This window comes from Mycobacterium sp. IDR2000157661 (assembly GCF_022317005.1).
Classification (GTDB): Bacteria; Actinomycetota; Actinomycetes; order Mycobacteriales; family Mycobacteriaceae; genus Mycobacterium.
In genome coordinates this window covers 2,786,012-2,807,784 of the sequence record NZ_CP081006.1, presented here as the reverse complement: position 1 = coordinate 2,807,784, position 21,773 = coordinate 2,786,012, and the positions used below count along the sequence as shown (strand labels likewise).

22 protein-coding genes are annotated in these 21,773 nt (G+C 69.6%); 7 read left to right on the top strand and 15 right to left on the bottom strand.

Translation table 11 applies throughout. The features are described from left to right. Positions 1-48 precede the first annotated feature (48 nt). Positions 49-1,332, top strand: coding sequence for an HNH endonuclease (locus K3G64_RS14890; RefSeq protein WP_238885347.1), 1,284 nt, complete (start codon positions 49-51; stop codon positions 1,330-1,332). Positions 1,333-1,358: 26 nt separating this feature from the next. Beyond that, a complete protein-coding gene (locus K3G64_RS14885; RefSeq protein WP_238885346.1) occupies positions 1,359-1,937 on the top strand; it encodes a DUF4126 domain-containing protein in 579 nt (192 codons plus the stop codon). On the opposite strand, the gene glgC is transcribed toward K3G64_RS14885, so the two are convergent. Beyond that, positions 1,934-3,148 (bottom strand): glucose-1-phosphate adenylyltransferase, encoded by a 1,215-nt coding sequence (gene glgC / locus K3G64_RS14880; RefSeq protein ID WP_238885345.1) that lies wholly within the window; start codon positions 3,146-3,148, stop codon positions 1,934-1,936. The two genes, K3G64_RS14885 and glgC, sit on opposite strands and share 4 nt — an antisense overlap. Positions 3,149-3,272: 124 nt before the next feature. Here glgC and glgA point away from each other — a divergent pair, with 124 nt between their 5' ends. Further along, positions 3,273-4,439, top strand: coding sequence for a glycogen synthase (gene glgA, locus K3G64_RS14875; protein ID WP_238885344.1), 1,167 nt, complete (start codon positions 3,273-3,275; stop codon positions 4,437-4,439). Positions 4,440-4,446: 7 nt separating this feature from the next. Here the strand turns inward: glgA and K3G64_RS14870 are convergent, their stop codons facing one another. From K3G64_RS14870 to K3G64_RS14840, 7 genes are all read right to left on the bottom strand, one after another. Next, a complete protein-coding gene (locus K3G64_RS14870; RefSeq protein ID WP_005059648.1) occupies positions 4,447-4,614 on the bottom strand; it encodes a DUF3117 domain-containing protein in 168 nt (55 codons plus the stop codon). A gap of 153 nt (positions 4,615-4,767) precedes the next feature. Next, on the bottom strand, positions 4,768-5,361 hold the full coding sequence (locus tag K3G64_RS14865; RefSeq protein WP_238885342.1) for a DNA-3-methyladenine glycosylase I: 594 nt from the start codon (positions 5,359-5,361) through the stop codon (positions 4,768-4,770). After that, complete coding sequence (locus tag K3G64_RS14860) at positions 5,358-5,726, bottom strand: DivIVA domain-containing protein (RefSeq protein WP_238885340.1); 369 nt, start codon at positions 5,724-5,726, stop codon at positions 5,358-5,360. Before K3G64_RS14860 ends, K3G64_RS14865 begins: the two co-directional genes overlap by 4 nt. 49 nt (positions 5,727-5,775) lie before the next feature. After that, entirely contained in the window at positions 5,776-6,726 is a 951-nt protein-coding gene (locus tag K3G64_RS14855; RefSeq protein ID WP_238885338.1) for a glucosyl-3-phosphoglycerate synthase, read from the bottom strand. Further along, a complete protein-coding gene (folP, locus tag K3G64_RS14850) occupies positions 6,723-7,547 on the bottom strand; it encodes a dihydropteroate synthase (protein WP_238950682.1) in 825 nt (274 codons plus the stop codon). The genes K3G64_RS14855 and folP overlap by 4 nt, the downstream gene beginning before the upstream one ends. 132 nt (positions 7,548-7,679) lie before the next feature. After that, on the bottom strand, positions 7,680-9,491 hold the full coding sequence (gene fadD6 / locus K3G64_RS14845; protein WP_238885337.1) for a long-chain-acyl-CoA synthetase FadD6: 1,812 nt from the start codon (positions 9,489-9,491) through the stop codon (positions 7,680-7,682). Between the two features lie 51 nt (positions 9,492-9,542). Beyond that, positions 9,543-10,097, bottom strand: a complete 555-nt coding sequence (locus tag K3G64_RS14840) for a TIGR00730 family Rossman fold protein (protein ID WP_238950680.1) — start codon at positions 10,095-10,097, stop codon at positions 9,543-9,545. A 173-nt stretch (positions 10,098-10,270) separates the two neighbouring features. On the opposite strand from K3G64_RS14840, the gene K3G64_RS14835 reads away from it, so the two are divergent. Together K3G64_RS14835 and K3G64_RS14830 are read left to right on the top strand one after the other, a co-directional pair. Continuing rightward, positions 10,271-12,355, top strand: a complete 2,085-nt coding sequence (locus tag K3G64_RS14835; protein WP_238885336.1) for an ATP-binding protein — start codon at positions 10,271-10,273, stop codon at positions 12,353-12,355. 68 nt (positions 12,356-12,423) lie between these two features. After that, a complete protein-coding gene (locus K3G64_RS14830; RefSeq protein ID WP_238885335.1) occupies positions 12,424-13,170 on the top strand; it encodes an ESX-1 secretion-associated protein in 747 nt (248 codons plus the stop codon). Position 13,171: 1 nt separating this feature from the next. On the opposite strand, the gene K3G64_RS14825 is transcribed toward K3G64_RS14830, so the two are convergent. From K3G64_RS14825 to dapE, 4 genes are all read right to left on the bottom strand, one after another. Further along, the gene (locus K3G64_RS14825; RefSeq protein WP_238885334.1) at positions 13,172-13,717 is read right to left on the bottom strand and encodes a hypothetical protein; all 546 of its coding nucleotides are present in this window, start codon (positions 13,715-13,717) and stop codon (positions 13,172-13,174) included. Positions 13,718-13,729: 12 nt separating this feature from the next. Beyond that, positions 13,730-14,866, bottom strand: coding sequence for a hypothetical protein (locus K3G64_RS14820; RefSeq protein ID WP_238885333.1), 1,137 nt, complete (start codon positions 14,864-14,866; stop codon positions 13,730-13,732). Positions 14,867-14,908: 42 nt separating this feature from the next. Continuing rightward, a complete protein-coding gene (locus K3G64_RS14815; RefSeq protein WP_238885332.1) occupies positions 14,909-16,543 on the bottom strand; it encodes an ABC-F family ATP-binding cassette domain-containing protein in 1,635 nt (544 codons plus the stop codon). 135 nt (positions 16,544-16,678) lie between these two features. Beyond that, a complete protein-coding gene (gene dapE, locus K3G64_RS14810) occupies positions 16,679-17,746 on the bottom strand; it encodes a succinyl-diaminopimelate desuccinylase (RefSeq protein WP_238885331.1) in 1,068 nt (355 codons plus the stop codon). Positions 17,747-17,761: 15 nt separating this feature from the next. On the opposite strand from dapE, the gene dapD reads away from it, so the two are divergent. Further along, positions 17,762-18,715: a 2,3,4,5-tetrahydropyridine-2,6-dicarboxylate N-succinyltransferase gene (dapD, locus tag K3G64_RS14805; protein ID WP_238950678.1), complete on the top strand. Its 954-nt coding sequence runs from the start codon at positions 17,762-17,764 to the stop codon at positions 18,713-18,715. Positions 18,716-18,802: 87 nt separating this feature from the next. Here the strand turns inward: dapD and K3G64_RS14800 are convergent, their stop codons facing one another. From K3G64_RS14800 to K3G64_RS14790, 3 genes are read right to left on the bottom strand one after another with little or no spacing between them, the layout of a single operon-like run. Then, positions 18,803-19,396: a M15 family metallopeptidase gene (locus K3G64_RS14800; protein ID WP_370646946.1), complete on the bottom strand. Its 594-nt coding sequence runs from the start codon at positions 19,394-19,396 to the stop codon at positions 18,803-18,805. Between the two features lie 29 nt (positions 19,397-19,425). Next, positions 19,426-19,776, bottom strand: a complete 351-nt coding sequence (locus K3G64_RS14795) for a VOC family protein (RefSeq protein ID WP_238885330.1) — start codon at positions 19,774-19,776, stop codon at positions 19,426-19,428. Further along, complete coding sequence (locus K3G64_RS14790) at positions 19,773-21,173, bottom strand: acyl-CoA synthetase (RefSeq protein ID WP_238885329.1); 1,401 nt, start codon at positions 21,171-21,173, stop codon at positions 19,773-19,775. The genes K3G64_RS14795 and K3G64_RS14790 overlap by 4 nt, the downstream gene beginning before the upstream one ends. Here K3G64_RS14790 and K3G64_RS14785 point away from each other — a divergent pair. Continuing rightward, a complete protein-coding gene (locus tag K3G64_RS14785) occupies positions 21,124-21,756 on the top strand; it encodes an NUDIX domain-containing protein (protein WP_370646945.1) in 633 nt (210 codons plus the stop codon). The two genes, K3G64_RS14790 and K3G64_RS14785, sit on opposite strands and share 50 nt — an antisense overlap. Positions 21,757-21,773: the final 17 nt, after the last annotated feature.

The following is a 21,773-nucleotide window of genomic DNA, read 5'->3' as shown; positions in this document are numbered from 1 at the left end:
TCGACGCTCGTCCGGGGATTGTCACCCCTGCCCGCTAGACTCGCACACATGTTCGACACACTGGCGCCGATCGACACTGACGCCGACGAGGCGACGCTGGTGAACGGCATCGCCGAACTCGAGCATTTCAAGTCCGTCGCCGCGGCCGGGCAGGCCAGGCTCACCGCGGCACTCGATCAGAGGCGGCGCGCCCGCGAGGCGGCCGACGGTGTGCCCGCCGCCAAACGGGGCCGCGGTCTTGCCGCCGAAGTCGCCCTGGCCCGCCACGATTCGCCCAACAGAGGCGGTCGTCATCTGGGCTTCGCCCGCGCCCTCGTCTACGAGATGCCCCACACACTGGCGGCCTTGGAAGCCGGAGCGCTCTCCGAATGGCGGGCCACCAGGATCGTGCGCGAGTCGGCCTGCTTGACCGTCGAAGACCGCGGGAAGCTCGACGCTGAACTGTGCGCTGACCAATCCGAACTTGAAGGCAAAGGCGACAAGCGAATCGCTGCGGATGCGAAAGCCATCGCCTATCGACTCGACCCACAAGCAGTTGTCGACCGTGCCGTCCGCGCCGAACGCGAGCGCACCGTGACGATCCGGCCCGCGCCCGACACCATGGCCTACGTGACGGTGCTGCTGCCCATGACGCAGGGCGTGTCGGTCTATGCCGCGCTCAAGCGCGCTGCCGACACGACGTTCGACCACCGGGGGCACGGTCAGGTGATGGCCGACACGGTGTTCGAACGCATTACCGGCCAACCGGCCGACGTTCCGGTACCAGTCGCGGTCGACCTCGTCATCACCGACGAGTCATTGCTCGGCGGCGACTCGACCCCCGCACGGGTGCCCGGTTACGGTCCCATCCCCGCCGCGGTCGCCCGCCGATTGGCCAGCGGAGCGATCGGCGACCATCGCTCCAGGGCCACGCTGCGAAGGCTCTATCGGCACCCGTCGTCCGGCGCGCTGGTCACCATGGAGTCACGGGCTCGACGGTTCCCGAAGGCCCTCGCGAAGTTCATCGCCCTGCGCGACGACACATGCCGCACGCCATACTGCGACGCCCCGATCCGACATACCGACCACGCCGCTCCGCACGCCGGGGGCGGGGAAACCAATGAGCTCAACGGTGTCGGCAAGTGCGAAGCCTGCAACTACGCCAAGGAAGCCGCGGGCTGGCAGGTCGTCACCCGGCGCAGGGAGGACGGCGCCCACAATTCTGAAGTCACCACGCCGACCGGCACCCGCCACCGATCAAAGGCGCCACCCCTGCCCGGCTCGCCACGATCGCCGGCGAGCACTCTCGAGATCGCCTTCGCCGACAACCTGGCCTGGCGCGACGCCGCCTGATCGCAAGGCCGCCGCATACTTGACCCGTGGAACTGCTGACCGGCCTCGGGCTGGCGACCGCGGCGGGACTCAACGCCTACATCCCGTTGCTGGCGCTGGGTCTGCTGTCGCGGTTCACCGATCTGGTCACGTTGCCCTCGATGTGGGCGTGGCTGGAGAACGGCTGGGTCATGACGATCGTCGGGGCCCTGCTGCTCGTCGAGATCGTCGCCGACAAGGTGCCCGCCCTCGACAGCGTCAACGACACGATCCAGACCTTCGTCCGCCCGACGGCCGGCGGCATAGTGTTCGGGTCGGGCGCCGGGGCGCAGACGACGGCGGTGACCGACCCGGGCGCGTTCACACAGTCGGGCCAGTGGGTACCGGTCGTCATCGGCGTCGTGGTGGCGTTGGTGGTGTCGCTGGCCAAGTCGGCGGCCCGCCCGGCCGCCAACGTCGCCACCGGCGGTCTGGCCGCGCCCGTGCTCAGTACGGCCGAAGATGCCACCAGCGTGGGTCTGGTTGTGCTGGCGATCCTGCTGCCGGCCTTGGTGCTGGTGGCCGTCCTGATACTCGGCTGGTTGACGTACCGTCTGCTGCGCCGCCGCCGGACGCGAGCGGGCTAAATCCAGACGCCCTTGCCCACCGCGACGACGCCGCCCGCGCTGATCGCGAACCGCTCCCGGTCCTTGTCGAGGTCCACGCCGACCATCTCCCCCGGACCCACGACGACGTTCTTGTCCAGGATGGCGTGGCGCACCACCGCGCCGCGCCCGATCCGCACGCCCGGCATGATCACGCTGCCCTCGACGATCGCGCCGTCGTCGACCACCACGTTCGACGAGAGCACGGAGTTGCGCACCGAGGCCGCCGAGACGATGCTGCCCGCGCCGACCACCGACTCCTGCGCCGACCCCCCGTTGACGAACTTGGCCGGGGCGAGCATCTCCGCCTCACCGCGGATGGGCCAGCGCTTGTTGTAGAGATTGAACACCGGGTGCACGGACACCAGGTCCATGTGGGCGTCGTAGAAGGCGTCGAGGGTGCCCACGTCGCGCCAGTAGCCGTGGTCGCGTTCGGTGGCGCCGGGAACCTCGTTGTTGTTGAAGTCGTACACCGCGGCCATGCCGTCGGACACCAGGCGCGGGATGATGTCGCCGCCCATGTCGTGATCGGAATCGTCGTCCTCGGCGTCGGCGCGGATCGCGTCGATGAGCACCTTTGTGGTGAAGATGTAGTTACCCATCGACGCGAACGTCTGCTCCGGGTCGTCGGGCGTTCCCGGCGGATCGGCGGGCTTCTCGATGAAGCTGCGGATACGCCCGGACTCGTCGGAGTCGATGCAGCCGAATGCGGTGGCCTCCGCGCGCGGCACCCGGATGCCCGCAACCGTCGCCCCGGCGCCGCTCTCGATGTGGAACTGGACCATCTGTTCGGGGTCCATGCGATAGACGTGGTCGGCGCCGAACACGACGATGTAGTCGGGATCCTCGTCGTAGATGAGGTTCATCGACTGGTAGATCGCATCGGCGGACCCGGTGTACCAGCGCGGGCCTAGCCGCTGCTGCGCAGGAACCGGGGTGATGTACTCGCCGGCAAGCCCGGAAAGCCGCCAGTTCTGTGAAATGTGGCGGTCCAGCGAATGCGACTTGTACTGGGTGAGCACGCAGATGCGCAAGTAGCGCGCATTGACCAGGTTCGACAGCACGAAGTCGATCAGCCGATACGCGCCGCCGAAGGGAACCGCCGGCTTGGCTCGGTCGGCCGTCAGCGGGTAAAGGCGCTTGCCCTCCCCGCCGGCCAGGACAATTCCCAGCACGTGTGGCAATTCCCTCATGACCTCAACCTATCGGCCGACCCAGCGCGCGGCTAGCCATTCGCACGCTCTATCAAGCATTTCGGCTGTTGGGTATCCCAGCCGGAGGGCATGAAACAAGCCGGGTTCCGATACCGTCGTCACCATGCGGGTGGCGATGATGACCCGGGAGTATCCGCCCGAGGTCTACGGCGGCGCAGGCGTCCACGTAACCGAACTCGTCGCCCAGTTGCGCCACCTGTGCAAGGTCGACGTGCACTGTATGGGCGCACCCCGGCCCGACGCGTACGTGCACCCGCCCGACCCGGCGCTGGTGGGTGCCAATCCCGCGCTGTCGACGCTGTCGGCGGACCTGAACATGGTCTACGGGTCCTCGCAGGCCACGGTCGTCCATTCGCACACCTGGTACACCGGGATGGCCGGTCACCTGGCCGCATTGCTCTACGACGTGCCGCATGTGCTGACCGCGCACTCGTTGGAGCCGATGCGGCCGTGGAAGGCCGAACAGCTCGGCGGCGGATACCGGTTGTCGCTGTGGGTCGAGAAGACCGCCGTGGAGGCCGCGGCCGCTGTCATCGCGGTCAGTTCGGGGATGCGCCGCGACGTGCTGCACGCCTACCCCGAACTCGACCCCGACCGGGTACACGTGGTGCGCAACGGAATAGACACCGATGTCTGGTTCCCGGCGCCGCCCGCGGACCCGGGCGAATCGGTGCTGGCCGAGCTCGGTGTCGACCCGGCGCGCCCCGTGGTGGCGTTCGTCGGACGCATCACCCGCCAGAAGGGCGTCGCGCATTTGGTCGCCGCGGCGCACCACTTCGCACCGGAGGCACAGCTGGTGCTGTGCGCGGGAGCACCGGACACCCCAGAGATCGCCGCGGAGGTGTCGGAAGCCGTGCAGCAGCTGGCCCGGGCCCGCACCGGTGTGTTCTGGGTACGCGAGATGCTGCCGATCGGCAAAATACGCGAAATTCTCTCAGCCGCAGCGGTTTTCGTCTGTCCATCGGTGTACGAACCGCTCGGGATCGTCAATCTGGAGGCGATGGCCTGCGCGACAGCGGTGGTGGCCTCCGACGTCGGCGGCATCCCAGAGGTGGTGGCGGACAGGCAGACCGGGCGGTTGGTGCACTACGACGCGAGCGACCCGACGACCTACGAGATGAGCCTCGCCGGGGCGGTCAACGAACTGGTGGCCGACCCGCACACGGCGAGGCAGTTCGGTGAGGCCGGGCGACAGCGGTGCATCGAGGAGTTCTCCTGGGCACACATCGCCGAGCAGACCCTTCAAATCTACCGCGAGGTCTGCGCGTAGCGCCGTCTCAGCTGGTGACGTTCTTCAGTTCATCCCCGAGCGCCGCGGCCTCATCGGGGGTCAGCTCGACTACCAGCCGCCCGCCGCCTTCCAGTGGTACCCGCATCACGATGCCGCGCCCCTCCTTGGTTGCTTCCAGCGGACCGTCGCCGGTCCGGGGCTTCATCGCCGCCATCGAGTGCTCCTCCCACATGAGCCGGCCCGCGGGCCCGATCGGGGCCGGGCTGCCCACTCGTTGACAGCTGCCGGCACTGAACTGGTACTGAACTTCGTCTATTGTTCCCTATCCGGGCCGTTCAGTGTGCACAGACCCGGCTATGGCCCTCGATCAGCGCCCCTGTTCAGCCGCCGGGACCCAGCAGTCGGCGGTGTGGTCGTCGACCATCCCGGTGGCCTGCATCAGCGCGTAGGCGGTCGTCGGCCCGACGAAGCGGAACCCGCGGCGTTTGAGTTCCTTGGCCATCGCGGTCGACTCCGTCGTGACGGCCGGAACATGAGCCATGTCGACGGGCCGCGGGCGTGCGTCGGGGGCGAATGACCACAACAGCTCGGCCAGGTCGACCCCGGTGTCGGAGAGGTCGACGACCGCGCGCGCGTTGGTGATGGTGGCGTCGATCTTTGCGCGGTTGCGCACGATTCCGGTGTCGGCCATCAACCGCTCCACGTCACGGTCGGTGTAGCGGGCGACGCGTTCGACGTCGAAGCCGTCGAACGCGCGCCGGAAGTTGTCCCGTTTGCGCAGGATGATCAGCCAGGACAGTCCGCTTTGGAAAGCCTCCAGGCTGATTCGCTCGAACAGCGCAACCGAGTCGCGCAGCGGCCGTCCCCACTCGGTGTCGTGGTAATCGCGATAGAGGGTGAAATCCTTAGGAGCCAGCCGGGATTCGTCGATCCAGGCGCAGCGCACGCGGCCGTCGGTCATGGCTCGTCCCGCTCCGCCGACGGCAGGGCGTGCGCACCACCTTCGCTCACCGCGTCGGCGCCCTCGTCGTCGGCGCCGTAGGTGGCGCGCAAGGTCGCCAGCTGACCGCGCAACTGGTCGAGTTCCTGGCCGAGCCGGTCGAGCACCCAGTCGACCTCGCTGGTCTTGTAACCGCGCAGGGTCTGGGTGAACTTGACCGCCTCGACGTCGGCGCCGGTCACACCCGAAGCGGGCAGCACCGTGGCGGTGGTGTCGCGGGGCAGCGGCGGAAGCGGCTCACCGCGGCCGAACACCACACTGCCGACCGCGAACAGCACGACGGCGATGAGAACCAGCACGACCAGATAGAGCAGAACCAGGGCCACGCCCTCGATACTGCCTCAGCGCACCGACAGCGGGTGCGCCGGACGACGGCTACCCGCGCGGGCGCAGGGTCACCATCGGCGGCCGGTCGGCCAGCGACACCGACGACGTAAGCGGGGTGTAGTCGTCGCCGTCGGCGAAGAATTGGGTGAGACCGGTGCCCGAGTCGGGCACTCCACAGCGCGACAGCAGCGTGGCGATGACCTGTCTGCTCATCGTGGCGAGTTCAGTCAGGGGACGGTTGCGGTGCGTGCGGACGCCGAGGTTCACCTGCGCGATCGCATCCAGGCCTAGGCGGTCGTAGGCGTCGATAAGCAGCCCGATCTCCACGCCGTAGCCCGGCGCGAAGGGGACGGCGGTGAGCAGTTCGCGGGTGCCGGCGTACTCACCGCCCAGCGGCTGCAGGATGCAGCCGAGCTCCGGGCGCAGCGACGAGAGCAGCGGTCGGGCCACCAGTTCGGTGACGCGTCCGCCGCCGTTGGCGTCTTCACTGCCGCTGACCTTCAACGGTCGCCGGTAGAACCCCTTCACCAGGTGCACGCCCTCGGTGGTCAGCAGCGGACCGACGAGCTTGGGCACGAACATCGGGTCCGGGTCGATCAGGTCCGAGTCGACGAAGACGACGATGTCGCCGGTGGTCGCGGCCAGCGAGCGCCACAGCACCTCACCCTTCCCGGGCTGCGGCTCCACCTCGGGCAACGCGACCTCGCGGCTGATCACGCGGGCGCCTGCGGCCAGCGCGCGGATCTCGGTGTCGTCGGTCGATCCGGAGTCGAGCACGATCAGCTCGTCGACCAGGCCGCCGAGCAACGGCGTGATGGTCTCGACGACGCTGCCGACCGTCTCCTCCTCGTTCAGTGCGGGCAGCACCACCGATACGGCGCGGCCCCGCTTGGCCGCCTCGAGTTCGCCGATGGTCCACGACGGGCGGCTCCAGCTGTGGTCGGTCAGCCATCGCGCGGTGCGGACCTCTGTGCCCGGCAGTTCCGGAGTGAGTGTCATGCCAGTCCCCTCACGGTGCGTGTCGGCGGACGCCCGCCCTGGATCGACGCGACCATCTCGAGCACGCGCCGAGTCGGTCCGACCTCGTGCACCCGGAACATCGAGGCGCCGTCGGCGGCCGCCAACGCGGTAGCCGCCAGGGTGCCTTCCAGGCGTTCGGTCAAACCCACACCCAGAGTTTCCCCGACGAAGTCCTTGTTACTCAGCGCCATCAAGACCGGCCATCCAGTTTTTACAAGCTCTTTCACATGGCGCAACAAACTAAGACCGTGGTAAGTGTTCTTGCCGAAATCGTGCGTCGGGTCGATCAGCACCGCGTCGCGGGCCACCCCCGCAGCAACCGCCCGCTCGGCCGCCGCGGTGACTTCGGCGATCACGTCGTCGACCACGCCGCGCTCGGCGATGCCGTAGTTGACCCGGAACGGGCGGGTGCGTGGAAGTGCTCCGCCGGTGTGGGAGCAGACCAGTCCCGCGCCGAACTCGGCGGCCACCTCGGCCAACGCCGGATCGTGGCCGCCCCACGTGTCGTTGATCAGGTCGGCGCCCGCCGCGCACGCCTGCTTGGCCACGGCAGCCCGCCAGGTGTCCACGCTGATCAACTGATCGGGGTAGGTGTCGCGCAACCACTCGATGAACGGCACGACCCTGGCGACCTCTTCGTCGACGTCGACGATGCCGCCGGGACCGGCCTTGACCCCGCCCACATCGACCACGTCGGCGCCCTCGGCGATCACCCGGTGCGCGGCGGACTTGGCGGCGTCGTCGGTGAACGCCGCGCCGCGGTCGTAGAACGAGTCCGGTGTCCGGTTCACGATCGCCATGATCAGCGCTCGTTCGCCGGCAACGGGCCGGCCTAGGAATCGGCCCGAGAACGTCTTCACGCTTTCCAGGCTACGGTCGGACGATTCGGGCGCGATTTCGTGCGGTGAGCGCACGCTTTCACGCCCGAATCGCTAGTTCTTGGGCTTCTTGCCCTCGGCGACCTCTTTCAGATAGTCGTCGTAGAACTCGACGTAGCCCTCGTCGCGGCCCGACAGCACATAGATCGGGTCCGTGATCTCGTCGGCGTCTTCGTCGCCCTCGCCGCTGCTGCCGCCGTAACCCTCCTTGCGCAGGTCGCCCTTCTGGCTCTTGAAGGTCGAGGTGTGCGCCAGTTCCTCGACCACCCGCACGAACAGCGGCACCGCGTACGGGGGCAGCTTGTCGTAGGCGGCCTTGGCCAGGGCCTTGCCGTCGAACTCCTGGCCCTCCTTGAGCTGGATGGCGGCCATGCCCGCCCTGCCGCCGGCGCCCTCGACCTCGACACCGAACACCGTGGCCTCCTCGACCTGGCTGTCGGCGGAGATGGCCGCCTCGACCTCGGTGGTGGCGACGTTCTCGCCCTTCCACCGGAACGTGTCGCCGAGGCGGTCGGTGAAGGCTGCGTGGCCGAAGCCCTGCGAGCGCATCAGGTCGCCGGTGTTGAACCAGACGTCGCCCTTCTTGAAGGCGTCACGCACCAGCTTCTTCTCGCTGGCCTTCTCGTCGGTGTAGCCGTCGAACGGTTGGAAGTTGCTCACCTTGGACAGCAGCAGCCCGGGTTCGCCGTTGCGGACCTTCTTCACGCGGCCCTCGTCGTCGCGCACGGGGTCGCCGCTGTCGGGGTCGTATTCGACGAAGGCGACCGGCGTCGGGCAGATGCCGGTGGTCTTGTCGAGGTTGAAGAAGTTGACGAACGCGGTGTTGCCTTCGCTGGCGGCGTAGAACTCGCAGACCCGGTCGATCCCGAAGCGTTCGGTGAAGTCGTCCCAGATCGCCGGGCGCAGGCCGTTGCCGCCGATCACGCGCACCCGGTGCTTGCGGTCGGTGTCCTTCTCCGGCTGGTTGAGCAGGTACGTGCAGATTTCGCCGATGTAGACGAATGCGGTGGCGTCGTGGCGGATGACGTCATCCCAGAACTTCGATGCCGAGAATGACTTACCCAGCGCGAGGCTCGCACCCGAGTTCAGCACCGCCGACAACGCGACCGTCAACGCGTTGTTGTGGTACAGCGGCAGGCAGCAGTACAGCGTGTCGCCACTGTTGAGCCGCATTCCCAGGCCGCCGAAGCCGGCCAGCGCGCGCAACCACCGGTAGTGCGTCATCACGCTCGCCTTCGGCATGCCGGTGGTTCCGGACGTGAAGATGTAGAACGCCTTGTCCTTGGCCAGCACCGCGCTGGCGCTCTTCGGGTTCTCGGCAGGCGCGGTCTCGGCCTGCCGGTGGAACTCGTCGAGAGTGATCAGGCCGGAGGTGTCAGCCCCGCACTCGTTGATCGCATCGACGAAGTCAGGATCGGCGACGAGCACCTTGGCGTCCAACAGCCCGAGGCTGTGTTCGAGGACGTCGCCGCGCTGGTGGTAGTTCAGCATCCCCGAGATCGCCCCGCATTTGACGGCGGCCAGCATCAGCAACACCGGCTCGGGTGAGTTGCGCAGCATGATGCCGACGACGTCACCGTGGCCGACACCACGGTCGGCGAGTACCGCGGCGTAGCGATTGACCGTCTCGTTGGCCTCGCGGTAAGTGAGCTCGCGGTCCTCGAACTTGAGGAAGACCTTGTCGGCATGGTCTGCAGCGCGCTCCTGGAAGACCTTGCCGATCGATGTCTTGCCCGACGGTCGTGCGCCGAAGCCGGTGATCACGCCGCGCAGAATCGTCGGCACATCCTTGATCAGGCCCGGTACCTGGCTCGCGATGTCCAGCAGCCCGACGCTGCTGCGAGTCCCCGACTTGTCGTCGCTCATGCCTTGACTTCCTCCCGCTGTTCGTTTGTCGCAACACCCTAGTGACTGCGGTCACCGGACCGGAGCGCACGCCGCCAACGCCGAGTCGACGTCGTCCACGACGACAAGTCGGTCCAGTGCAGCCTGGGCGACGTAACCGCTGTCGACCAGTGCGTACAGCCAGGCCAGCAAGCCGTCGTAATGCCCGATCGGGTCGAGCATCACCACCGGTTTCTCATGCATACCCAAATAGCCCGCTGTCCAGGCTTCGAAGAACTCCTCGAGGGTTCCGATGCCGCCGGGCAGCGCGACGAACGCGTCGGCGCGGTCCTCCATGACCTGTTTGCGCTCGCGCATCGTGTCGGTGACGACGAGTTCGTCGGCGTCGACGTCGGCGACCTCCCGGTGCACCAAGGCCTTGGGGATGACGCCGACGGTGTGCCCGCCGCGGGACCGCGCCGCTGCTGCCAGCGCGCCCATCGCCGAGACGTTGCCGCCTCCGGACACCAGCGTCCACCCGCGTTCGGCGATCGCGACGCCGACCCGTTCGGCGAGCGCCAACAGACCGGGATGCGTCGGGCCCGACGCGCAGTAGACACACACCGCCCACTCGCGTCGGGATTCCATCTGCTCCTCGCGTGCGTTGGTTTCGCCGGACACGACCACAACCTAGCTGGACGACGATCAAGCGGCCCTCGGCCGCGTTGAGGAGTCCGGCCATCGATACAGCTGGACGACGATCAAGCGGCCCCCGGCCGCGTTGAGGAGTCCGGCGATCGATTTGGCCATAGACTCCGGCGGTGCCGATTGACTGGGTCGTCTCGCCGCTGGAGCCGGCCCTCTCGGCGATCGGGGCGAGCCTGCGCGAGCGTACGGGCGCCGTGGTGCTCGGACCCGCCGGGGTGGGCAAGACGACGCTGGCGCTCACGGCCGCCGAACAGTTCGGCGCCGCCCACCGGCGGGTGGACCGGGTCACCGCCACGGCGTCGACGGCCGCGGTGCCGTTCGCCGCGGTCAGCCATCTCATCGAGGTGTCCGACACCGGCAAGACCGCGGATGTGCTGCGCTCCGCGCGGGAGTCGCTTGGCGACGGCCGGCTGCTGCTCGTCGACGACGCGCACCTCCTCGACCGGCTGTCCGCCGCGCTCATCTACCAGTTGGCGGTCACCGGATCGGTGTCACTGATCGTCACGGCGACGCTGACCGGCTCTCTGCCACAGGAGGTCTCGGCGCTCTGGGAGGACGGGCTGCTGGAGCGGATCGATGTCGACCCGGCGGGCCATGACGACAGCAGGCTGGCCACGGTGGTCGACGACTTCGTCGGCGCCCTGCCGACCGGGGCGCACCGAGTGCTGGAGTACCTGGCGGCCGACGACCCGCTGACGCTCGACGAGCTCGAGGCTCTTGCCGGGCCGGCGGCGCTCAACGAGGCCCAGGCCGCGGGTGCGGTCGTCGTCGACGGATCGCGGGTGCGGCCGGCCCACCCGCTGTTCGCCGACGCGGTCCGCGACGCGCTCGGCGGGCCCGACCTGCGCCGGCTGCGAACCGAACTCGTCGATCTGCTCGGCGCCCGGGCGGCCGGCGGGGTGGTCGCGCGACTGCGTCTCGCCGAACTCGCCCTCGACTGCGACAGCCCGCAGCAGCCGGCCGACCAGGTGGCCGCCGCCGAGGAGGCGCTGCGGCTGGGCGATCTCGCGCTGAGCGAGCGGCTGGGCCGGGCGGCGCTGCAGCGGTTTCCGGATCTGCGGACGCGCCTGGCGTTGGCGTACGCGTTGGCCTGGCAGGGCCGTGGCCGCGAGGCCGACGCGGTACTCGACGCGGTGGATCCGGCCGCGCTGAGCGAAACCGACCTGATGGCCTGGGCGCTGCCGCGGGCGGCCAATCAGTTCTGGATGCTGTCGGAGCCGGAGCGGGCGACGGCGTTTCTGCGCGCGACGCGCAACCGGGTGTCCACCCCCACCGCTCGGACGACGCTCGACGCGCTGTCGGCGACGTTCGCCATGAACGCGGGCAAACCGCAGCATGCGCGGGAGATCGCCGACGAGGTGTTGACGTCACCGGCTGCCGACGACACCGCGGTCGGCTGGGCCGCGGCCGCCGCGGCGCTGAGCTCGGCGCGGATGGGACGTTTCGCCGACGTCGACGCGCTGGCCGAACGGGCGATCGTCGCGCCCGGATTGCTTCGGTTCACCAGCGGATTCGGCCAGACGACGGCGCTGCTGATGGGCGGCGAGCTGGATCGGGCCCAGGCATTGGGCCAGCGGCTCACCGACTTCGCACAGTTGCAGCAGCCGGGGCGCGCGATCGGCGAGGTGCTGGTGGCCGACGTGCTGATCGCCAAGGGCCAACTCGACGAGGCGGTGCACCTGCTGCGCCGCGCGGCCGCGGCGCTGGCGCCCACGGGCTACTCGTGGGGCCCGTTGGCCTGGATGCTGCTGGCCCAGGCGCTGGGCCAGCAGGGTGCACCGGTCGACGCCGGAAAAGCCCTTGCGCGTGCGGAATCGAGACACGGTCTGAAGTCGATGCTGTTCGCCCCCGAGTTGGCGCTGGCGCGCGCATGGACGATGCACGCACGCCGCGACACACACGGCGCGGTCGGCGCGGCCCGCGAGGCCGTCCGCAACGCCGAGCGCGGCGGGCAGACCGCGGTCGCCCTGCGGGCCCTGCTCGACAGCGTGCGCCTCGGTGACCTGCGAGCGCTGGACTCCCTCTCCCGACTCAGCGCCGAATGCCCCTGTCCGGCAGGCCGATTGGCGCTGGAACACGGGCGGGCGCTGGCGGCCCGCGACGCGACGGCGCTGGCTGAGGTCGCCGATCGCTACGCCGCCGCGGGATGGCACGGCGCGGCCGCCGACGCCGGCGCTCAGAGCCGCGACCACCGCTGAAACTCGTGCGCGGCCCGGCGTGCGGGCGGACCTAGACTTTCTAGGCATATCGGCCGGAAGAGGTGTCCATGAGCGAGCTGTCCGTACAGACCGACGGGGTGCGGTCGTCGGCCCGGATCCACGATCAGGTGGCGGCGGACCTGTCGCAGGTGGTGGGCGCCGCGGCGCTGGAGTCGGCGGGCGCGCAGCCCACCCACGGCCCGATCGCGGCCGCGGTGGACAACGCGCTGTCGGGTGCCCTCGGCCGTCGGCAGAGCACCGTGCAGGGCACCGCGGCGTCCGGTGCCACCATCGCCGAACTGCTGCAGAAGGCCGCTCGGTTGTACGAACAGGGTGACGAGGAAGGCGCCGAGAAACTGCGGGCGGCGGCCGAGGTCTTGCAGGGCGGCGGTGGCGCATCGACGGCGCCCGCTTCGCCGGCAGGCGGTGCAGGAGCGGGCGCCGGGATGGTCGGCCAGCTGCTGGGCCAGGTCGGACAGCAGGCGGGCCAGGTGGCCGGCATGGTGGCGCAGCCGCTCGCGGGTTTCGCGCAGGGCCTGCAACAGGTACCTCAGCAGGTCATGCAGGCGCTCGGCGGCGCAGCCACCGACCAGCCGCGGCCGGGCGGGAAGCCGGAAAGCCGACGGGGCGGGGAAGAGCCCGACGAGGACGCCGAGACATCGCCCGAACCGAACGAACGCCCAGCCGAAGCGGTGCCGGAGCGGCCCGCGCCGACTGGTGCATCCGCGGGCGATTCGGCCAGCGGTGGCCCCGCGCCCGGCCAATCGACCGCTGACCGGCCACAGCCGGCGCAGACGCGTCCGCAGGCTTACTAGGTCAGAGGTTGCGGGCGACGTCGTCGTCGTAGTGCTGCTGCGTGGGCGGCGTGAGCGGTGCGGCGCGGGAATCGCCATGCCCAGGCCCGGCCCCGGGCACAGCCTGGTCGTCGGCGCGCTGCAGCGGCTGGCGTGCGTCGGCGTCCTCGCGCCCTTGCTGGCCCTGCACGGCCTGTTGCATGAGCGAGCCGAACATTCCGGTCTGCCCGCTCAGCGCTTGCATCGGCGCACGCGCCGACTGGCCCATCTGACCGGCCTGCTGACCGAGTTGGCCGAGCATCCCGACGACCTGCCCCACCGATTGCGAGCCGGCGTCGTCGGAATTCTGGTAGGCCGCCTGCGCGGCGCCGACCTTGCCGGAGAAGGTGGTCTCCTTGGCCGACAACGTCGCGACGTTCGCGGTCAGCTGGGCGGCCAGCGTGGGCAGCACCGCCGCGATGGTCGAGCTCATCGAATCCGGCCCGGCGGGAACGGTTGGCACCGGCGGCAATTCGACCGACGCCGCATTCCAGCCGATGCCCTCGGGCTTGCGCACCTCACCAGACATCGCACTTCGTCCTCACCAGTCGTCGTCCACGTCGTCCTCGGCCAAGTCGTGATCGAGCGGTGCGGGCACCGCCAACCCCGTTGTGGTCCCGCCACTTTGACCGCGTTGACCCATCATCGGCGCCATTCCGCCCATCGCGCCCATGCCGGCACCCGCAGCCATCGGGGCCACGCCGCCGACCGCGGCGGATCCGGCCGTCGCGCCCTCGGGGGGCGCGGTGCTGACCGCCTTGCTGCCGACCAGGTGGGCCAATTGCGGCGTCTGCAGCGGCGTCCCGCCGGAGCCGGGCGGCGAAGCGGCCCGCATCATGCCCGAGCCGCCGCCCGCACCCGAACCGCCGGCCGCGGGATGGTTCGAGAACGTCGAGAACGGCAGGCCCGCAGCACCCAACGAGTCCGCCTTGCCGCCCTGGCCGAACATCGACGTCAACTGCTGCAGCGGCTGGGACAACTGCTGCAGTTGCTGGCCCATCTGTTGCGGCAGCTGCATCAGCGACTGGCCGAGCTGCATCGGCAATTGCGTGGCCACAGCACCCATCTGGCTCATCATCTGCATCGCCTGCGTGGGTCCCTGAGAAGCCTGTTCGGCGGCCTCTTCCCCGCTGTCCTTCGCTTCTTTGGCACCCGGCACCGGCGGGGCGCCGGGGAACGGGATGCTGGGCGGTACGCCGAGCATGTTGGCCAGTTCGGTGGTGTTGGCTGTGACGTTCGCGATGTTCTGCGACAGCCCCATCTTGATGCGGCTCTGCACGAGTTCCTGGGCGTTGCGCAACGGCATCGCCGAAAGGGCCTCACACTCGTGCTGGACCTCCTGGGCGATGGTGTTGGCCAGCAGCTTCGTCTTGACGACTGTGACCTCCATGGCGCGCAACTGGGCCGCGATCGCGGCGGCCTGAGCGGCGTTGGCCTCGTGGCCGCCGATGATCGTGCTCGCCTCACCGCCCGCGGCCAACGCACCGGCGCCCTGCCAGACGTCGGAGAGCTTCATCAGCTGGCCCTGCTGCTGCGGCACCACGGTGCCGCTGATCTTCGCCGCCAGCTGCTCGTAGGAGGCCGCGGCGGCAGCGAGGACCTCCTCGTCGACGTTCGGCCAGCCGAGACCGGTCACGGTCTGCCCGCCGTACGGGCTGGAATCCGGCTCGATCGCCAAGGCGCGGCCCCCTTCCTGCGTGACCCGGTCCGGCTACCGAATCTACCGTGTCTCCGGTGGCCGCCGTTCCGCTGATTCGTCCAGCCGGCCATCGGATAACCGCAGCCAGCGGCGGATGTCGACGCTCTCGAGAAAGCGTTCGTCGTGGCTGACGACAAGCAGGGCGCCGCGGTACGCGCCAAGCGCCGATTGCAGTTGTCCGATGCTTCTCAGGTCGAGGTTGTTGGTGGGTTCGTCGAGCAGGAGCAGGTGCGGCGCGGGTTCGGCGTGAAGCACACACGCGAGCGTGGCGCGCAAGCGTTCACCGCCGGACAGGACACCGATCGGCAGGTCGACGCGATCGCCGCGGAACAGGAACTGGGCCAGCAGGTGCATCCGGCGGGTGGTGGTCAGGCCGGGCGCCGACACGGCCAGGCTCTCGGCGACGGTGCGCTGCGGGTCGAGGAGGTCGAGGCGCTGCGACAGGTAGGCCACGCGGCCGTGCGCTCGCTGAACCGTTCCCGATTCGGGCGTCACGGCCCCGGCCGAGATGCGCAGCAAGGTCGACTTGCCCGCCCCGTTGCGACCGGTCAGCGCGATGCGCTCCGGGCCGCGGATGGCGAGGTCGACGTCGTCGAACAACACCCTGCCGCCGTCGACGGCGCGAATACCGCTGCACGTCAGCAGGTTCCGCCCGGCGGGTACCTCGATATCGGGCAGGTCGAGGGTGAGGGCGTCGTCGTCGCGCAGCATTCGCTCGGCCTCGGCGACCCGGGACGCGGCGTCGTCGACCCTGGCGGCGTTGACGCCGTCGATGCGCCCGGCCGATTCCTGTGCGCGGCGCTTCATCGCTCCGGAGACGATCTTCGGCAGGCCCGCGTCCTTGGAGTTGCGCGCTGCGGTCGACGACCGCCGCGCGGCGCGTTCGCGGGCCAGTTGCCTGTCGCGTCTCTCCCGCCTGAGTTGCTGCTCGGCACTGCTCACCTTGGCTGCTGCGGTGCGCTGCGCGTCCTCGACCGCCTCGGTATAGGCGGTGAAACCGCCTCCGTACAACTGGATCTCGCCATCGCGAAGCTCGGCGATCCGGTCCATCCGGTCCAGCAGCGATCGATCGTGGCTGACGAGCAGCAGGCAGCCGGTGAACTCGTCGAGCGCCGCGTAGAGCCGGCGGCGAGCGTCGGCGTCGAGGTTGTTGGTCGGCTCGTCGAGCAGCAGGACGCGGGGCCGCCTCAACAGTTGCCCGGCCAGGCCGATGGCGACGATCTCGCCGCCGGACAGCGAGTCGACCCGCCGGTCGAGCGTGATGTGGCCAAGGCGGAGCCGGTCGAATTGCGCCAGGGCGCGCGCCTCGATGTCCCAGTCGTCGCCGATCGCGGCGAAGACCGCGTCACCGAACTCGCCGCCGGCCAGGGCTTCGAGGGCTTCGATGGCCGCCGCGGCTCCGAGCACGTCGGCCACGGTCGCGTCGCCGGCGAACGGCAAGGACTGCGGCAGGTAACCGAGCGTGCCGTCGACGGTGATCGAGCCGGCCGCCGGTGGCAGCTCACCGGCGATCAGCCTCAGCAGCACGCTCTTTCCGGCCCCGTTCGGCGCGACGAGGCCGGTGCGACCGTCGCCGACGGCGAAGGAGAGCCCGGCGAAGAGCGGGGAGTCGCCCGGCCAGGCGAACGACAGGTTGGAGCAGACAATGGAAGACATGTGAGATCTCCAGGGAATGCCTCGGGGTGAATCACAAGAGGGAATGCCTCGAGGTGGGATTCACGAATGGACGGCTCGACCCGGTGGGACACCGGCGGCGTCGTCGACTCACATGCCTTCAGGTTAGGGGCGGCGTCAAGCGGTTAAATAGCGCCGCAGCACATCGGCGGCAGCGGTGATCGCGGCCACGTCGACCCGTTCGTCGGCGCGGTGGGCCAGATTCGGGTCACCCGGACCGTAATTCACCGCCGGGATGCCCAGCGCGGCGAACCGGGACACGTCGGTCCACCCGTACTTCGCGCGTACCTGCCCACCGGCGGCCTCGACCAGCGCCGCGGCGGCCGGTGCGGTCAGGCCGGGCAAGGCCCCTGGCGCCGCATCGGTCATCTCGATGTGCACGTCGAGGCCGTCGAGCACGTCGTGCACGTGGGCGAGCGCGTCGTCGACGCTGCGGTCCGGCGCGAAGCGGAAGTTCACCGTCACCGACGCCGCATCGGGAATGACGTTGCCCGCGACGCCGCCGTCGACACGCACCGCGGACAACCCCTCCCGGTACGTGCAGCCGTCGATCTCCACACTGCGCGCCCGGTACGCCGACAATCGCGCCAAGACCTCGCCGAGTTTGTGAATCGCGTTGTCGCCCAGCCAGGATCGGGCGGAATGCGCGCGGGTGCCGGTGGCGCTTACGATCACGCGCAATGTGCCCTGACAGCCCGCCTCGATGTAGCCGCCCGACGGTTCCCCGAGGATCGCCACGTCTGCGCGCAGCCAGTCGGGCAACTCCGATTCGATGCGGCCCAAACCGTTGGCCGACGCCTCGATCTCCTCGCAGTCGTACATCACCAGCGTGATGTCGTGCGCCGGCTCGGCAATGGTGGCGGCGAGGTGCAGAAACACCGCGTCGCCGGACTTCATGTCCGAGGTGCCGCAGCCGTGCAGCACACCGTCGGCCAGCCGGCTCGGCAGGTTGTCGGCCGCCGGGACGGTGTCGATGTGGCCGGCGAGCAGCACCCGCGATGAGCGGCCCAGGTTCGTGCGGGCGAGGACGGCGTCGGCGTTGCGGATGACCTCGAACCCGCTCGTCTGCTCGCGCAGCGCCGCCTCGATCTCATCGGCGATGCGTTGCTCCCCGCGCGACTCGCTGGGGATGTCGACCAGCGCCGCGGTCAAGGCTACAGGGTCGCCGTGCAAGTCGAGGCTCACAGGGCTGACGTTAGTCTGACGCGCGTGACTTCTGCTTCAGGTATCGGGCTGGCGACCATCGCGGCCGACGGCTCCGTCCTCGACACGTGGTTTCCGGCGCCCGAGTTGAACGGCGACGGGCCGTCGGGCACCGTGCGGTTGTCCGTCGCCGAGGTTCCGGAGGAACTGGGTGCGCTGACCGGCCGCGACGAGGACCGCGCCGTCGACGTCGTCGCCGTTCGCACCACGATCGCATCGCTGGACGACAAGGCCACCGACGCCTACGACGCCTACCTGCGGCTGCACCTGTTGTCACACCGCTTGGTGGCGCCGCACGGGCTCAACGCCGACGGCTTCTTCGGCGTGCTGACCAACGTGGTGTGGACCAATCACGGGCCGTGCGCGGTGGACGGCTTCGAGTCGGTGCGCGCCCGGCTGCGTCGACGCGGGCCGGTGACGGTCTACGGCGTCGACAAGTTTCCGCGCATGGTCGACTACGTGCTGCCGCCGGGTGTGCGGGTCGCCGACGCCGACCGCGTGCGGCTGGGTGCGCATCTCGCGGCGGGAACCACCGTCATGCACGAGGGCTTCGTCAACTACAACGCGGGCACGCTCGGCAAGTCGATGGTCGAGGGCCGCATCTCCGCGGGCGTCGTGGTGGGCGACGGTTCTGACGTCGGCGGTGGCGCGTCGATCATGGGAACGCTGTCTGGCGGCGGCACCGAGGTCATCTCGGTCGGCGAGCGATGTCTGCTGGGCGCCAATGCGGGGCTCGGTATCTCGCTGGGCGACGACTGCGTGGTCGAGGCCGGTCTCTATGTCACAGCAGGCACCAAGGTGCAGACGGCGGACGGCCAGACCGTCAAGGCACGCGAGCTGTCGGGTGCTAACAACCTTCTGTTCCGGCGCAATTCGGTGTCGGGGGCCGTCGAGGTGGTCAAGCGCGACGGCACCGGCATCACGCTCAACGAGGCGCTGCACCAGAACTGACCGGGTATTGCGCGAGCGTGCGTGTTTGCACAAGACACGCCGCGAAGTTTCAGCAGTTCGCGCACGCTCGCCACTGCCTGAGCGTGCTCACCCCGCCGCCGCGTTGGGCTTCAACGGCGGGCAGCGCCCGTCGACGGCGGCCAGTTCGAAGTGCCAGATCTCGTTGGCATAGATCTGGCACAGGCCGAATGGCGCGCCGTTGGCGATCAATGACCGGTCGGCCGCGAACGGCGCGATGTCGACGGCCTCGCCGGTGATGTGCTTCGACTTCTCGGGTGAGGCGACGAATTCCCTTGCCGCCTCGACACTTCCGTATGTCGCGACGCCGTCGGCGAACAGCCGCTCCTGGAACCCCTTCGACCGCCAGCCGGACGTGATGCGCATCTCGATGCCGTCGGCCGCAGCGCGCCGGGCCGCGTCCTGCACCGCCGTGCGCAGCGCGGGATCCAGCCAGCCCACGATGGGATGGTCGACGTCGAACGGGCTCAGGGTGCGCCCGTCGGGCAGCCAGCCGCCGACGGTGTCCTGGGCGGCCGGCCCGATGCGCAGCGGTTCCTGGCCGACCGGCGGTGAGGGTGGCGGCGGCGGTTCGGTTGTGCCGCAGGCGGCAAGAACGCACGCTGACACCACGACGAGCGTGCGGAAAGTGCCCAACTTGCGCGGCGTGTCGTGTACAGACACGCACGCTCGCGCAACAGGAGGGGGGTGCCTCAAGCGTGGGCGGCCAGGATGCAGAATTCGTTGCCCTCCGGATCGGCCAGCACCACCCAGCTCTCGTCGCCCTGGCCGATGTCGACGTGCCGGGCGCCCAGACCGATCACCCGTTCCACCTCGGCGGCCTGGTCGTCGGGCCGGAAGTCGAAGTGGATGCGGTTCTTGACGACTTTGTCGTCGGGCACGGCCAGGAACAACCAGTTGGGGCCTGCACCGGGCGGGGCGTGCAGCACCACGTCGCCGTCGTCGTCGACGTCGTGTCTCCAGCCGAGCACCTGCGCCCACCAGCGGCCCAGTGCGGTGGCGTCGTGCGCGTCGATGCAGATCTCGTCGAACGCGAGCGTCATCGTGTCAGCTCCTTCTTGAGTACCTTGCCCATGGCGTTGCGCGGCAACTCGTCGACCAGCCTCACCTCGCGCGGCCGCTTGTGTACCGAAAGCTCATGGGCCACAAACTCGATCAGCGCTTCCGGAGCGGCGTCACCGACGACGAACGCGACGATGCGCTGGCCCAGGTCCGCGTCGGCGACGCCCACCACGGCAACCTCGCGCACTCCGGGATGGCCCATCAGCGCCGTCTCGATCTCACCGGCACCCACCCGGAAGCCGCCCGTCTTGATCAGGTCGACGGACTCCCTGCCGACGATCCGGTGCATGCCGTCGCCGTCGATCACCGCGACGTCGCCGGTGCGATACCAGCCGTCGGCGTCGAACGCCTCGGCCGTCGCGTCGGGCCGATTCAGATAGCCGTCGAACAGCGTGGGCCCGCGGACCTGCAACTGCCCGATGGTGTCTCCGTCGTGAGGGACCTCGCCGCCGTCCTCGCCGATGAGTCGGGTCTGAACGCCGCGCACGGGTGACCCCACCCAGCCGGGTCGGCGCTCGCCGTCGGCGCGGGTACTGATGGTAATCAGCGACTCGGTGGTGCCGTAGCGCTCGATCGGCCGGTGCCCGGTCAGTTCGGCGAGTCGGTCGAACACCGGCACCGGCAGCGGCGCGCTGCCCGATACCAGCAGCCGGGCCGACGCCAACGCCGCTGCCGCCGCCGAGTCGTCGACGACCCGTGACCACACCGTCGGCACCCCGAAGTACAGCGATCCACCGGCCGCCGCATACGCCTGCGGCGTCGGTCTCCCGGTGTGCGCGAACCGGTTTCCCACCCGCAGCGAACCCAGCAGGCCCAGCACCAGCCCGTGCACGTGATAAAGCGGTAGGCCGTGCACCAGGGTGTCGCCGGGGGTCCACTGCCACGCCTCGGCGAGCGCGTCGATGTCGGCAGCGATCGCACCGCGACTCAGAACGACACCCTTGGGCGGGCCCGTCGTGCCGGAGGTGTAGATGATCAGGGCCGTCGACTCGGCAGGCGGTTCGGCGTAGCGGTGCCACGAGCGGGCGTGCAGCCGCACCGGCACGTGCTGCAGGCCGTCGGTGTCCACCGGCTTGTCCCCCAGCCAGGCCTGCGCACCGGAGTCGGTCAGGATGTGCCTGCGCTCGGCAGCCCCGACATCCGCGGGCACCGGCACGACGGGTACACCGGCGATCAGACAGCCCGTCACCGCGAGCACGGTCGTGGCGGTCGGCGAGGCCAGCACCGCGACCCGACGCGCGCCCGCGACCCGCTCGGCGACCGAGGTGGCCGCGCCCACCAGATCGCTGCGGCTCAGCGTCGCACCGTCGATGCGCACCGCGTCGTCGATGTCGGCGCCGCCCGCGACCGCGGCGGGGTTCAGCGAAGCCAGCAGCATAACCAGCGACATTACCCACAACCGGCTCGGCGATACTGGGCGCGTGAACCACATCGTTGCGCTTGCGTCGCGGCAGGTCTACCGGAACAACTGGCTGACGCTGCGTGAGGACGACATCCGCCGCCCCGACGGCAGCGACGGGGTCTACGCCGTCGTCGACAAGCCGAACTACGCGCTCGTGATCGCGTGTGACGGCGACCGGATCCGGCTGGTCGAGCAGTTCCGCTACCCACTGGGCCTGCGGCGGTGGGAGTTTCCGCAGGGCACCGCTCCCGACCAGGAGCAGCTCGAGCCCGTCGACCTCGCGGCGCGCGAACTCCGCGAGGAAACCGGCTTGCACGCCAGCGACTACGCCCTCCTTGGGCTGCTCGACGTCGCGCCCGGGATGAGCAGTCAGCGCGGCTGGGTGTTCCTGGCGACCGGCCTCACCGAGGGTGACCACGACCGTGAGCACGAAGAGCAGGACATGCACAGCGAGTGGTTCACCCGACGGCAGGTCGAGCAGATGATGCGCTCCGGCGAGATCACCGACGCGCAGTCGATCGCCGCATGGGCACTGCTGTTGCTCGATGAACGGCGATGAATTCCGGACCCGGTGAT